The sequence below is a fragment of the Kitasatospora sp. NPDC004723 genome, from assembly GCF_040609255.1.
Classification (GTDB): Bacteria; Actinomycetota; Actinomycetes; order Streptomycetales; family Streptomycetaceae; genus Kitasatospora.
Genome location: NZ_JBEXJT010000041.1, coordinates 26,269 through 39,998, shown reverse-complemented (window position 1 = coordinate 39,998; position 13,730 = coordinate 26,269). Strand labels below are relative to the sequence as shown.

Sequence of the window (13,730 nt, the reverse complement as noted above, 5' to 3'; positions counted from 1 at the left end):
CCCGTCAGATCCCGGCGGCCAGGCCGGCCAGGGCCGCCGCGTAGGCGTCCATGAACTCCTCCGCCGTGGCGTCGTCGACCAGCGCCCGCTGGTGGTCCACGGCGAGCAGCACCCGTTGGGTGACCGGGTCCTGGATCAGCGAGGCGCCGAAGGTGAAGCTGTTGGGCTCGTGCCGGTAGGTGGGTTCGGTGCCGATCCGGCCGTCCTCGATCCGGGCCGAGCTGAGCCGGCCGAGGGCGTGGAAGCGCAGGTAGCCGAACTGGCTGTCGAGCGCGGTGTCGGCCATCATCCGGGCCAGCCGGGCGAACGGCACCCGGCGGTGCGGCATCATGTCCAGCTCTTCGCGGTGCACGTGGCGCACCAGCGCGGCCAGGTCCTCCCCCGGTTCGGCGACCAGCGGGACGGTGTTGAGGAAGAGCCCGTACACCTCGGTGCCGCCGAGCCGTTCGAGGCGGCCGTTCATCGCCAGCCCGGTGGTGACCCGGCGCCGTCCGGTGATGCGGGCGAGGGCGTGCAGATGGGCGGCGAGCGCGACGGACTTGACCGGGACGGCCAGCGCGTCGGCGACGGCCCGCAGCTGCCCGGGCGCGTCCGGCAGCACCCGCTCGACGGTGCGCGGCAGCTCGTGGACGTCCTCGCTGCCCGGCCAGAGCTGGCCGGTGGCGCCGTCGAGCCGCTGGTGCCAGTAGGCGAGCGAGTCCCGGTCGGCCGCCGCGGCCCGTTCGACGGCCACGAAGTCGCGGAAGGCGGTGCGCGGCGGCGGGGTGGGCGCGGAGACCGGGTCGGCGGCGAGCGCGGCGTGCCGTTCGAGGATCTCGGTCAGCAGGGAGGTGAAGCTCCAGCCGTCGAGGATCGCGTGGTGCTCGGAGATGGTGAGCTGGAAGGCGTCGGCGGCCAGGCGCTGCACGGTGATCCGGAACAGCGGGGGCGCGGTGAGGTCGAACGGCCGGTCGCGGTGGTGCGCGAAGACGGCCCGGATCGCGGCGTCCTGCTCCTGCTCGCTGCGCCCGCGCAGGTCGGCGAACTCCACCGGGGCGGGCAGGGTGCCGTGCACCAGCTGGAGCGGTTCGCCGTAGCCGGAGAGGTCGAGTCCGGTGCGCAGCACGGCGTGCCGGGCCATCGCCTCGTTGACGGAGCGGCGCAGCGCGGTCTCGTCGAGTTCGCCGCCGAAGCGGTAGGAGTTGACGTTGTGGTAGCTGTCGGTGCCGCCGGCGACCTCCATGTGGAAGACCATCGACAGCTGCATGGAGACCATCGGGTAGGCGTCGACGATGCCGGGCGGCAGCTCGGCGCGGTCGTCCTCGTCGATCAGGGCGAACGGCCGGTCGGCGTCGGGGTCGGCCTCGACGGGCCGGGCGAGCGGCAGCAGGGCGGCGACGGTCGGCGCGTTGAAGACGTCGCGCAGCGAGAGCTGCCAGCCGCGGTCGTGCAGGGCGCCGGCCAGCTGGACGGCGCGGATGGAGTCGCCGCCGAGGTGGAAGAAGTCGTCGTGGACGCCGATCCCGGGCACCCCGAGCACCTCCGTCCAGACCGCGGCGAACAGCTCCTCCTCGGGGGTGCGCGGTTCGACGTGCCGGCCGGCGCGGCCGGGGGCGGTGCGGCCGGGGGCGGGCAGCGCGGCCCGGTCGACCTTGCCGTTGACGGTGAGCGGCAGCGCGTCCAGCACGGTGACGCTCGCCGGGACCATGTACGCGGGCAGCGAGCGGCCGAGGAAGCCGCGCAGGTCCTCGGGGGCGCGGCCGGTGACGTAGGCGGCGAGCCGGTCGTCGTGGACGGTCACCACGCAGGCGTCGACGTCGGGGTGGGCGGCGAGGGCGCTCTCGATCTCGCCGAGCTCGATCCGGAAGCCGCGCAGCTTGACCTGGAAGTCGGCGCGGCCGACGTACTCCAGGCCGCCGTCCGGCAGCCGCTTGGCGACGTCGCCGGTGCGGTAGAGGCGGGCGCCGGGCGGGCCGGTGGGGTCGGCGACGAAGCGGCCGGCGGTGAGGCCGGGGCGGCCCCAGTAGCCGTGGGCGAGGCTGCCGCCGCCGATGTACAGCTCGCCGGGGACGCCGGGCGGGCAGGGGCGCAGCCAGTCGTCCAGGACGGCCGCGGTGAGGTGCGGCATGGGCTCGCCGATGAGGCTGCGTTCGAAGCCCGCGCCGCCCTCGGCGACGTCGTGGATCGTGACGTGGACGGTGGTCTCGGTGATGCCGTAGAGGTTGCAGAGCCGGGCGGGCGGCAGCGGGTCGAGGTCGTGCCAGCGCTGGACGACGCCGGGGTCCAGGGCCTCGCCGCCGAGCATGATCCAGCGCAGTGCGGGCAGTTCGCGGGGGCGGCGGCGCAGGGCCGGTTCGAGCTGGCGCAGCGCGGACGGGGTGAGGCACAGGTGGGTGACGCTCCGCTCGTCGAGGAGTGCGGCGAACTCCTCGGGCGAGCGGCTGGTCAGGTAGGGCACGACGACCAGGCGGGCGCCGTGCAGCAGCGCGCCCCACAGCTCCCAGACGGTCCAGTCGAAGGCGTAGCTGTGGAAGAGCGTCCAGGTGGTGGCGGGGCCGAAGCCGAAGTGGTCGCGGCCGGAGTCGAGCAGGCGGCTGACGTGCTCGTGGGCGACGCCGACGCCCTTGGGGCGGCCGGTGGAGCCGGAGGTGAAGATCAGGTAGGCGAGGTCGCCGGGTCGGCCGGCGGCGGGCGGACGGGTGTCGGGGTGGGCGGCGATCTCGGCGGCCCGCGCGGTGAGGTCGAGGGTCTGCCAGGGGCCGTCGGGGGCGCGGTCGGGGCGGTCGGTGAGGACGGCGGTGACGGCGGTGTCGCCGAAGACCAGGGCGGCCCGGTCGGCGGGGGCGGCGAGGTCCACGGGCACGTAGGCGGCGCCGGTCTTGAGGACGGCGAGGATCGCCACGGGGACGGCGACGGTGCGTTCCAGCAGCAGGCCGACCCGGTCGCCGGGGCGCACCCCCAGGGCGCGCAGGGTGTGCGCCAACCGGTTGGCGCGGCGGTCGAGTTCGGCGTAGTCCAGGCTCTCGTCGCCGTCGTCGACGGCCGGCCGCGTACCGTGCTCGTCGACGGCCCGCTCGAAGAGGTGGTGCAGGCAGTGGCCGGGGTCGAGCCGGGCGGGGCGGGGCCGCTGCCCGGCCGCGGGGGCGGCGGTGAGCCGCAGCACGGTGGCGTCGGGGTCGGCGAGGGCGGCGTCCAGCAGGGCCGCGTAGTCGGCGGCGAGGCGGCGGACGGTGGCGGCGTCGAAGAGGTCGGTGCTGTACTCGGCCTCGCCGCGCAGCCCGCCGCCGCCCTCCTCGGCGGGTTCGAAGACGGACCAGGTCAGGTCGAACTTGCTGGTGCCGTTGGAGCGGACGGTGCGCCGGGCGGTGGCGGCGCCGAGGGCGAGCGGGGCGTCGTCCTCGCCGTGGGCGCCGAACACCACCTGGACCAGCGGCGGGTGCTGCGGGGTGCGGGCGATGCCGAGATGGTCGACCAGCTGGTCGAACGGCACGTCGAGGTAGCCGAAGGCGTCGAAGGCGCCGTCCTGGAGGTCGGTGACCAGCGTACGGAAGGTGGCGTCCGGGGCGAGCCGGATGCGCAGTGGCAGCAGGTTGACGAAGTAGCCGAGAAGGTCGGCGAGTTCGGGGCGGTTGCGGGTGGTGACCGGGGTGCCGACGAGCAGGTCGTCGGCGCCGGTCCAGCGGTTCAGCAGCAGCGCGAAGGCGGCCAGCTGGACGGTGAACGGGGTGGCTCCCTCCTGTTCGGCCAGCGCCCGGACGCGGGCGGCGGTGCCGGGGGCGACGCCGAAGTGCTCGGTGGCGCCGCGCTCGCCGCGCTGGGCGGGCCGGGGGCGGTCGCCGGGCAGGTCGAGCAGGGCGGGGGCGCCGTCGAGGCGGTCCTTCCAGTAGGCGAGGTGCTCCTCGTAGGAGGTGTGCCGCTCCTCCTCGGCCCAGTCGGCGTACCCGGTGGTGAGAGCCGGCAGGTCCGGGGTCCGCTGCTCGGCCAACGCCCGGTAGGACTCGGCGAGTTCGCGCTCGAAGAGCTCGGCGGACCAGCCGTCCCAGATGATGTGGTGGACGACGAACAGCAGGGTGGTGCGCTCGTCGGCCAGCCGGACCGCCTCGGCGCGCAGCAGCGGGCCGGCCGTGAGGTCGAACGGCTCGGCGGCCCGTTCGGCGATCAACTCCTCGGCTCGGGCGGCCCGTTCGGCCTCGGGGAGGGACCGCAGATCGGAGACGGCGAGCGGCACGGCGAGGGTGTCGTGGACGGTCTGGCGCGGCCCGTCGGGGTGCAGGGCGAAGGTGGTGCGCAGCACCTCCTGGCGGGCCGTGACGGCGTCCAGGGCCCGGGCGAGCAGGCCGAGGTCGAGCGGACCGGTGACGTCGTACGTCCAGGGGGTGGTGTAGGTGACGGCCCGCGGGTTGAGGCGGTCGAGGAACCAGAGGCCGCGCTGGAGGCCCGAGACGGGCGCGGTGCGGGCCGGCGCGGTCCCGGGGTCGGCGGACGGGCTCACGGCCTCGCTCCTTCCGGTCGGACGGGTGTCGGGGCGGGTATCGGGACGGGTGCCGGGGACGGTCGGGGGGCGGGTGTCGGGGCGGGCCGTCATCACGAGGCCAGCCGTTCGGCGATGGCGCCCACGGTGCGGCCGCGGAACACCACCTGCGGCGGGACCCGGGTCCCGGTCTGCTGCGAGAGCTTCATCGCGACCCGCACGGCGGCCAGCGAATTGCCGCCGATGCGGAAGAAGTTGGCGTCCGGCCCGAGGTCCTCCGGCAGGTCCAGGACGGCCCGGACGGCGTCGGCGACCAGCCGCTGGTGCGGGGTGAGCGGGTCGGCCGGGGCGGCGGCGCGGCGCTCGGCGGGGGCCGGCAGGGCCCTGCGGTCGACCTTGCCGTTGGGGTTGAGCGGCAGCGCGTCCAGCACGTCGAGGGTGGCGGGCACCATGTGCTCGGGCAGCAGCCCGGCCAGGTGGTCCAGCAGCGCCTCCGGACCGGCCCCGCCGGCGCCCGGGTCGAGCGTGACGTAGGCGGCGAGCCGGTGGTCGCCGGGGGCGGGCTCGTGCACGGTGACGGCGGCCTCCCGGACGGCGGGGTGGCGGGTCAGCGCGTCCTCGATCTCGCCGGGCTCGACCCGGAAGCCGCGGACCTTGACCTGGTCGTCGATCCGGCCGGTGATCTCCAGCAGCCCGTCCGGGCGCCGGTGGCCGAGGTCGCCGGTGCGGTAGAGCCGCTCGCCGGGGACGCCGAACGGGGAGGCGACGAAGCGCTGGGCGGTCAGCCCGGGCCGGCCGACGTAGCCGTGGGCGAGGCCGCCGCCGGCCGCGTAGAGCTCGCCGGTGGTGCCGTCGGGGACGGGCTCCAGCCGCTCGTCCAGGACGTGCACGCCCTTTCCGTGCAGCGGGCGGCCGATCGGGATGGCGGCGCCGGCGGCGTCCTCGGCGGTGGCCCGGTGGCAGGTGGTCAGGCCCAGGCTCTCCACCGGGCCGTAGCCGTTGGCGACCACCAGGTCCGGGTACTGGCCGAGCGCCTTGCCGACGTGGGTGACGGAGGCCCGCTCGCCGGCCGTGAAGGCCACCTTGAGGTCGTCGTAGGTCTCCGGGAACTCCTCCAGCAGGAAGTTGAACAGGCTGGCGGAGAGCTGGAGCTGGGTGACGCCGTGGCGCCGGGTCAGCTCGGCGATGGCCTGCGGGTCGGGCCGCTGGCCGGGCTGCAGCACGCAGACGCCGCCGAAGGCGAGCGCGCCGTACAGCTCCAGGGCGAAGGCGTCCCAGGAGACCGGGGAGCACTGCAGCCAGACCTCGTCGGGGCCGAAGCGGGCGTAGTCCTGGCCGAGGTAGGTGGTGGTGAGCGCGCGGTGCGGCACGGCGGCGCCCTTGGGGCGGCCGGTGGAGCCGGAGGTGAACATCACGCAGGCGAGGTCGTCGCCGGTGACCGGCACGCCCGGGTCGTGGCCGGGACGGGCCGCGACGGCGGCGGCCTCGGCGTCCAGGTCGAGGTGGCGGGCGATGGGGAACGGCGGGCTCGCGCGGCGGTGGGTGACCAGCAGCGAGGCCCCGCAGTCGGCGACCGCGCCGGCCAGCCGCTCGGCCGGGAAGTCCGGGTCGAGCAGCGTGTAGGCGGCGCCGGTCTTGAGCGCGGCGAGCAGCGCGACCACCAGGTCCGGTCCGCGCTCGACCAGCACGGCGACGGTGTCGCCGCGGCCGGTCCCGGCCTCGGCCAGGTGGTGGGCGAGCCGGTTGGCCCGGGTGTTCAGCTCGCCGTAGCCGAGCCGCTCGTCGCCGGAGACGAGGGCGAGCGCGTCCGGGGCGGCGGCGGCCCGGGCCTCGAACAGGGCGTGCACGGGCGACTCGACGGCGGTGGCCAGGGTGCCGAGCCAGGCCTCGCACAGCTCGGCCATGGTGGCGGGATCGAACAGGTCGGAGTCGTACTCGAAGCGGCCGGTGAAGTCGGTGCCCCGGTCGTCGACGGAGATCGACAGGTCGAAGCGGGAGACCGGGTTGGAGTACAGCTCCCGGGTCACCTCAAAGCCGCCGACGGTCAGCGGGCGGGTGTCCAGCGGGTGCAGCTCCAGCAGCACCTGGCAGAGCGGGTTGCGGTTCTCGGCGCGGTCGTCCTCGCGGCCTTCCAGGACGCTCGCCGCGATGTCGTCGAACGGCGCCTCCTGGTGGCGGTAGCCGGCGATCGCCACCTCGCGGACGTGCCGGACCAGCTCGCGGAAGTCCATGGACTCGTCGATCCGCACCCGCAGCGGCAGCAGGTTGACGAAGTAGCCGACCAGGGCGTCGAGTTCGGCCCGGCCGCGGACGCTCACCGGGGAGCCGAGCACCAGGTCGCGCTGCCCGGTGCGGCGGTGCAGGGTGAGTGCGAGGCCGGCCAGCAGCACCATGAACGGGGTGGCGTCCTCGCTGCGGGCCAGCGCGCGGACGGCCTCGGCGACCGGGCGCGGCATCGCGAAGCGGTGGAAGTCGCCGCGGAAGCCCTGCACTTCGGGCCGGGGGTGGTCGGTGGGCAGCGCGGGATCGGTCGGGGCGTCGGCCAGGTGCTCGCGCCAGTGGGCGAGTTGGCGTTCGGCGTGCTCCGGGTCCTCGTACAGCCAGGCGCTGTAGTCGGCGTACTGGACGGCGGGCCCGGGCAGCTCGGCCGGGCGGCCGGCGGCCAGTGCCTCGTACAGGGCGGCGAGTTCGCCCTCCAGGACGGGCAGCGAGCCCTCGTCCCAGACGATGTGGTGGCAGAGCAGCAGCAGGGTGGCGGTGGCACCGGTGCGGTAGAGGTGGGCGCGCAGCAGCGGTCCGCGCTCCAGGTCGAAGGGGACCAGGGCGGCCTCGGCGACCAGGGCGTCGACCCGTCCGGCCTCGGTGTCGGTCACCGTGAACGGCACCTCCACGGCGGGGTGGATCAGCTGGCGCGGGCCGTCGTCGGCCAACTCGAAGGTGGTGCGCAGCGCCTCGTGCCGCGCCACCACGCCGTCCAGCGCCCGCCGCAGCAGCTCCGGGTCGACCGGGCCGGCGAAGCGGAACACCCAGGGCACGATGTAGGTCGGCGCCTCCGGGTTCCACTGGTCGAGGAACCAGAGGCCGCGCTGGTACGGGGACAGCGGCGCCGAGACGGCCCCGGCCCGGGTCAGCGGCGGGCGCTCGCCACCGGCGGAGGCGGTGACGGCGGCGGCGAACTCGGCCAGCGTCGGCGCGTCGAAGATGGTGTACGGGGAGATCATGCCGAAGACGTCGAAGACCCGGCCGACCACGCGCACGGCGGTGAGCGAATCGCCGCCCAGGTGGAAGAAGTTGTCGTCGGCGCCGACCTCGGGCACACCCAGCACGTCCGCCCAGACGGCGGCGATCAGCTGCTCGGCGGGAGTGCGCAGCGGGCGGCCGGCCGGGGCGGCGGCGGGCGTGGAGCGCGGTTCGGGCAGGGCGGCGCGGTCGATCTTGCCCCCGGCGGTCAGCGGGAAGGCGTCCAGCACCGTGACGGTGGCGGGGACCATGTGCTCGGGCAGCCGCTCGGCCAGGTGGGCGCGGAGCGCGGCGGGGTCCGGGGCGCCGCCGGTGACGTAGCCGGCGAGCCGGCCCTCGTGGGCGACGACCACGGCGGCGGCGACGCCGGGGTGGGCGGCGAGCAGCTGCTCGATCTCGCCGGGCTCGACCCGGAAGCCGCGGATCTTCAGCTGGTGGTCGGCCCGGCCGACGAACTCCAGCGGGGCGTCCGGGCCCTCACGGCGCACGACGTCGCCGGTGCGGTACATCCGGGCGCCCGGCTCGGGCGCGAACGGGTCGGCGACGAACCGGCCCGCCGTCAGGCCCGGGCGGCCGTGGTAGCCGGAGGCGAGCAGCGGCCCGCCGAGGTACAGCTCGCCGGCCTCGCCGGGGGCGGTGACCGGGCGCAGCCGGTCGTCCAGCACATAGGCGCGGCGCTCGCCGAGCGGGGTACCGATCGGGACGACGTCGGTGGTGTCCGCGGCCCGGGTGGCACCGGAGAGCTCGTGGACAGTGGCGGTGATCACGGTCTCGGTGGGCCCGTAGGCGTTGAGCAGCGGCACGCCGGTGGCGGCCCACCAGCCGGCGGCGGTGTCCGGGTAGAGCCGGTCGCTGCCGGAGATCATCAGGCGCAGGGTGCGCGGGGCGCGGCCCCGGGCGCGCAGCGCCGTCACCACCTCCTGGAAGTAGCCGGCGGCGAGGTTGGCCACGGTGACGCCCTCGGCGTCCAGCAGGTCCAGCAGGGCGTCCGGGCCGAGCAGCTGCTGCTCGGGCACGAGCAGGCAGGCGCCGGCGGACAGGGCGGTGAGTGTCTGTTCCACGGCCACGTCGACGGTGGGGCGGGCGAGGTGCAGCACGATGTCGTCGGCGGTCAGGCCGAAGCGGTCGACGGCCGCGGCCAGGTGCCCGGTCAGCGCGGCGAGCGGCACGTGCACGCCCTTGGGGCGGCCGGTGGTGCCGGAGGTGTAGATGAGGTAGCCGGGGGCGGGTACGGCCGCGGCGTCGCCGGACGGTGCGTCGCCGGACGGTGCGTCGCCGGACGGTGCGTCGCCGGACGGTGCGAGCTCGGTCAGTTCGCCGTCGACCAGGGCGAGGGTGGCGCCGGCGTCCTCGCGGATCCAGCGGTTGCGCTCCTCCGGGGCCTCCCGGTCCAGCGGCAGGCAGGTGGCCCCGGCGCGCAGGGCGGCGAGCAGGCCGACCAGGTGGTCCAGCCGGTCGCGGCCGGTGACGGCCACCGTCCGCCCGGGGGCGATCCGGGCGGCGAGGGCGCCGCTCAGTTCGTCCAGTTCGCGGTAGCGGACGGTCCGGTCGCCGAGCCGTACGGCCGGCCGGTCCGGGAACCGGCGCGCGACGGATATGAAGGGGAAACCGCTAGATTCCATCATCCAACCCCGATGAATTGACGACGCTGCGGGCAGTGATCTCGACGATAGGGCGGCTTTCCGGCGCCGATCGGCAGAACTTCCGGAAGACCATCGGCAGTTTCAACTGCCGCTTTCCACACGGGAGTTGGCGCAACGCGACGGGCCCGCCGGGGCGCACGGGGGCGCCTCGGCGGGCTCTGCGGGAATTCGCTCTCTTCGGTTTTCGGGCGGCCCGGAACTATCCGGGGAATTCCGGGGACCACACGTCGGCGCGGTCCACCGCGGCCGGCGAGTACTTCCCGAGCGCGCTGATCAGCAGCCGCAGTTCGAGCGCGAGGCAGTCGGTGAAGCGGATCAGTCCCGCCTCCGGGTCCTCGGCGGCGGCCAGCAGGGCCGCCCGGCCCAGGCCCACCGCACGGGCGCCCAGCGCCAGGCTCTTGACCGCCCGGCCGCCCTCCCACATCCGCCCCGAGACCAGCAGGCAGGGCGGCGGCCCGGCGGCCGCCAGCCGGCGCAGGCACTCCGCCAGCGGCAGCCCGACCTGCGCCGGGAAGGCGCCCGGCGCCCAGCCGGTGCCGCCCTCCGCGCCGTCCACGGTGACGGCGTCCGCGCCCGCCTCGGCGGCCACCCGGGCGGCCTCGGCGACGTCCCGGCCGGGGTGGAGCTTCACCCAGACCCGGGCCCGGGGGAAGTTGTTGCGCATCAGCCGGACCTGCTGGCGCAGGATCTCGGCCGTGAAGGTGCCCGGCGTACTGGCCCGCAGCACCCGGCCGTCCTCGCCGAAGACCGGGTCGAGGCCGTAGCGGTCGCCGAGCCGGGCGGCGGCCTCGGCGTCCAGCACGGTCATCCCGCCGAGTCCCGGCTTCGCGCCCTGTCCGACCTTCAACTCGAAGGCCAGGCGCCCGGATTCGAGCAGCGGCAGGGCCGCCGGGTCGCTGTAGAGGAGGTTCCACACCTCGGCATCGGCGTCCTCGGTGGACTGCTGGACGGCCACCCCGCCCAGCCCGTCGGGGAGTTGCTCCGCATAGGCGCGCAGCCGGCCGAGCAGCGCCCGGTCGGCGGCCTCGCCGAGCCGGCCGTAGCCGTTCACCGGGACGACGTTCTCGCCGATCACCATCGGCAGGCCGAGCGCGCCCGCCTGCCGGCTGAGCGCCAGACCGAGGTCCCCGCCGGCCGCCCGGGTGGAACCGGTCGCGGACACGTAGACCGGCAGGGCTGAGGTGAACCCGCCGATGGCGGTGGTGAGTTCGACGTCCCGGTAGTCGGGTTCGCGGCCCAGGTCGATCAGCTTGGCCAGCCGCTGCGGCACGAACACCGGCGGCACGATCCGCAGCGCGTCCAGGGCGTCCGGCGCGTCCGCCGAGCCGGCGCCGCCGGCCGGGCGCTCGGCGCCGAACAGCACCTGCCCGTAGCTGCCGGGCGGCGGGAAGGCCGCCGCCGTCCCGGCCCGGGCCCGCTGCCGGACCTCCTCCTCCGGGAAGCCGGGTGCGCTCAGGTCGCTCACGGCGACACCACCCCGGCCACCTTGGGGAAGGCGCTGGCCTGCCAGACCGCGTCCAGCCCGGCGACGTAGCGGGTCAGCCGCTCGACGCCGATGCCGAAGCCGGCGCTGCCGGGCACGCCCTCGCGGACCAGGTCCAGGTACCAGCGGTACTTCTGCGGGTTCTCCCCCGTCTCACGCATCCGGGTGACGATCTCGGCGTAGTCGTTGGTGCGCTGGCTGCCGCTGCACAGCTCGCCGTAGCCCTCGGCCGCGATGAGGTCGAAGTTCCGCAGCAGGCCCGGGTCCTCGGGGTTCTCACGGTCGTAGAAGCCGCGCGAGCCCTTGGGGTAGTCGGTGACGAAGAACGGCCGGTCCCGCCGCGCCGAGAGCAACGCCTCGCCGGCCCAGTCGAGTTCGGCGTCCGGGCTCTGCGGGTGGCCCAGGCCGCGCAGCTCGGTGACCGCCTCGGCGTGCCGCATCCGGCCGAAGGAGCCCTTCAGCAGCTCGGCGAACGCGCCGGTGTCGCGGCCGAGTTCGGCGAACTCCTTGGGCAGCTCGCGCACCGCGCTGCCGACCATGTGCACCACCAGCTCCTCCACCAGCTGGACGGCGTCGTCCCGGCTCGCCCCGGCCATCTCGACGTCCAGCTGGTGGAACTCGGCCAGGTGGCGGCTGGTCCCGGCGGTCTCCAGCGGCTCCAGCCGGACGTTCGGCGCGATGCAGAAGATCTTGTCGAAGGCCAGCAGCGAGGCCTGCTTGTAGAGGATCGCGCTGGTCATCAGCTTGTAGCGGTGGCCGTAGAAGTCGACGTCGACCTGCTTGGAGCCGCGCGAACCGGGGTCGGTGACCGGGCCGATGATCGGCGGGAGCAGTTCGGTGAAGCCCCGGCCGCGCAGGTACTCGCGGGCGGCGGAGAGCAGGTGGTGCTGGAGCCGGAGCGCGGCGCGGGTGGTCGGAGAGGTCAGGTGGCGGCCGGGGTCCGGGAGCGTCGCGGCGGCGGTCGCGGGGGTGGGCCCGTCGGTGGTCATGGCGTGGTGAGTCCCAACTCTCGTGGTGCGGCGGGTGTTCGGGCGGGTTCCGGGGTGTCGGCGGCGCGGCTGTCGTAGCTCCACTGGACGTGGGAGAGCGCGCCGAGCAGGTCGGAGGAGCCGAGGATCGGCGGACGCGGGCCGCCGGACAGGCCGGCGATCGGCATCGAGCCGACGTCCGACCAGTGCAGCCGCCCGTCCGGGCCGAGCGAGCTGCGGGCCCGGCCGGCGTTGTCGGGGTGCAGGCAGTAGGGCACGTCCAGGTAGCCGGCCGCGAAGGCGCGCACCAGGGCCCGGCCGATGTCGGCGTCCAGCTCCAGCACGGCGCCGATCAGGGCCCGCGCCTCCGCCTCGATGCCGGTGTCGGGCACGGCGAGCGGCGGGCGCGACGGCTCGGCGTTGGCGGCCACGGCGGCCGTCTCCAGCGCCCGGACGTTCTCGGCGACGGTCGGGATCCGGTGCGCCTCGGCGGTCGTCTTCACGATCAGCCGGGCCGCCCCGGTGCGCACCGCCAGCCGGGCGGCGTCCTCCAGCAGCAGCCGGGCGCCGCCGGGCGTGCGCGGGAAGACGCCCATGTAGGCGTAGAGCACGAGGTGGTGGTCGACGTCGGGCAGCAGCTCGCCGGCGAGCCGGCCGAGCACGGTGAGCGCCTCCTCGTCCTGACGCGGGTCGGGCTGCTGGGCGTAGCTGAGCGAGACGCTGCGCAGTCCGTGCTGCCGGAAGAACAGCGCCTCCAGCAGGCTCGTCGCGATCAGCAGGCTCGGCGGGCAGAGCTGGCCCATCAGGCAGCCGCCGAACGTCTCCAGGTGCGGTTCGGCGCCGAACTCGCGGATCGAGGCGAGCAGTTCGCAGCTGCGTCGCCAGCTCTCCACCGCCTCGCGCAGCGGGGTGCGGCTGTAGGGCAGGCAGTAGGAGACCGGGCCGCCCTCGGTGGCGTCCAGGCCGACCGCGAGCAGCGCGCGGACGATGTGCTCGGGCAGCGCCGAGCCGTGCCGGACCTGCACCGGGAAGCCCTCGCCGGCGACCCCGCGCAGCACCGCCCGGGTGACGTCCACCGGGTGGCCGGCGATCGGGTAGCCGTTCAGCCCGATCCCGTCGGCCAGGGCGCGGCGGGCGGCGGCGAGGTCGCCGGTGCGGGTGTAGCTGTCCAGGGTGATGGTGCCGACGGTAACGGCGTCCGCGCCCCGGGTGGCGAGCAGGCCGTCGCGCATCCGCAGCGGGTCGGCCATGCCCATCCGGGGCTGGACCACCAGCGCGCCGGCGGCCCTGGCCCGGGCGACGAAGGCGCCGAACCCGGCTCTGGCGGGGCGGGAGCCGCCGGGCGCGGCGGCGGCGAGGGCGCTCACCGCAGCACCCGGGAGACGCTCGCCACGGGCAGGGACAGGGGCAGGGGCAGGACGGGGCCGGGCGACCCGGCGGTGGGCAGCGAGCCGACGAAGGCGCGGAAGTCGGCGACCGACCGGCCCTCCTCGAAGACCCCGTCGAACCCGGCGGCGAGCAGCGACCGCTGCCGGTCCGGGTCACCGGGGCCGGCGATGGAGAGCTTGCCGCCGATCACCGTGGGCGTGCGGCCCAGTTCGGGACAGGCCCGCAGCGCGCGGATCACCCGCAGGCCGTCGTGGTGGCCGTGCCCGTTGACGCTGCTGAGCACGATGAGGTCCGGCGCGGCCCGGCGGCACTCGGCCACCAGCAGTTCGTCCGGTACGCAGGCGCCCAGGTTGGTGACCCGGTGGCCGAGCTCCTCCAGCAGCAGTTGCAGGAAGACCAGGTTCCAGGTGTGCGAGTCCGAGGCCATGGTCGACACGACGACCTCCAGCCCGGCCGGTTCGGCCGCTGCGCGCTGCTGCTCCAACTGGTCCACGGCGCAACCCTCTGTGTCGGTGAGTGATGGACAGAACGCTAGGGAGGATCCGGCGGGCGGACCG

Annotated in this window: 6 protein-coding genes; all 6 read right to left on the bottom strand. The window is 75.5% G+C overall.

Annotation, left to right across the window (positions count from 1 at the left end; genetic code table 11):
* Positions 1-4 precede the first annotated feature (4 nt).
* The 6 genes from ABZW10_RS29715 to ABZW10_RS29690 all read right to left on the bottom strand — a co-directional run bounded on the left by ABZW10_RS29715 (position 5) and on the right by ABZW10_RS29690 (position 13,666).
* Positions 5-4,471: an amino acid adenylation domain-containing protein gene (locus ABZW10_RS29715; protein WP_355371833.1), complete on the bottom strand. Its 4,467-nt coding sequence runs from the start codon at positions 4,469-4,471 to the stop codon at positions 5-7.
* A 92-nt stretch (positions 4,472-4,563) separates the two neighbouring features.
* Complete coding sequence (locus ABZW10_RS29710; RefSeq protein WP_355371830.1) at positions 4,564-9,315, bottom strand: amino acid adenylation domain-containing protein; 4,752 nt, start codon at positions 9,313-9,315, stop codon at positions 4,564-4,566.
* Between the two features lie 217 nt (positions 9,316-9,532).
* On the bottom strand, positions 9,533-10,798 hold the full coding sequence (locus ABZW10_RS29705) for a glutamate synthase-related protein (RefSeq protein WP_355371827.1): 1,266 nt from the start codon (positions 10,796-10,798) through the stop codon (positions 9,533-9,535).
* A complete protein-coding gene (locus ABZW10_RS29700) occupies positions 10,795-11,805 on the bottom strand; it encodes an asparagine synthetase A (RefSeq protein ID WP_355371824.1) in 1,011 nt (336 codons plus the stop codon). Before ABZW10_RS29700 ends, ABZW10_RS29705 begins: the two co-directional genes overlap by 4 nt.
* Complete coding sequence (locus ABZW10_RS29695; protein WP_355371821.1) at positions 11,802-13,151, bottom strand: methylaspartate mutase; 1,350 nt, start codon at positions 13,149-13,151, stop codon at positions 11,802-11,804. Before ABZW10_RS29695 ends, ABZW10_RS29700 begins: the two co-directional genes overlap by 4 nt.
* A complete protein-coding gene (locus tag ABZW10_RS29690) occupies positions 13,148-13,666 on the bottom strand; it encodes a cobalamin-dependent protein (RefSeq protein ID WP_355371818.1) in 519 nt (172 codons plus the stop codon). Before ABZW10_RS29690 ends, ABZW10_RS29695 begins: the two co-directional genes overlap by 4 nt.
* Positions 13,667-13,730 lie beyond the last annotated feature (64 nt).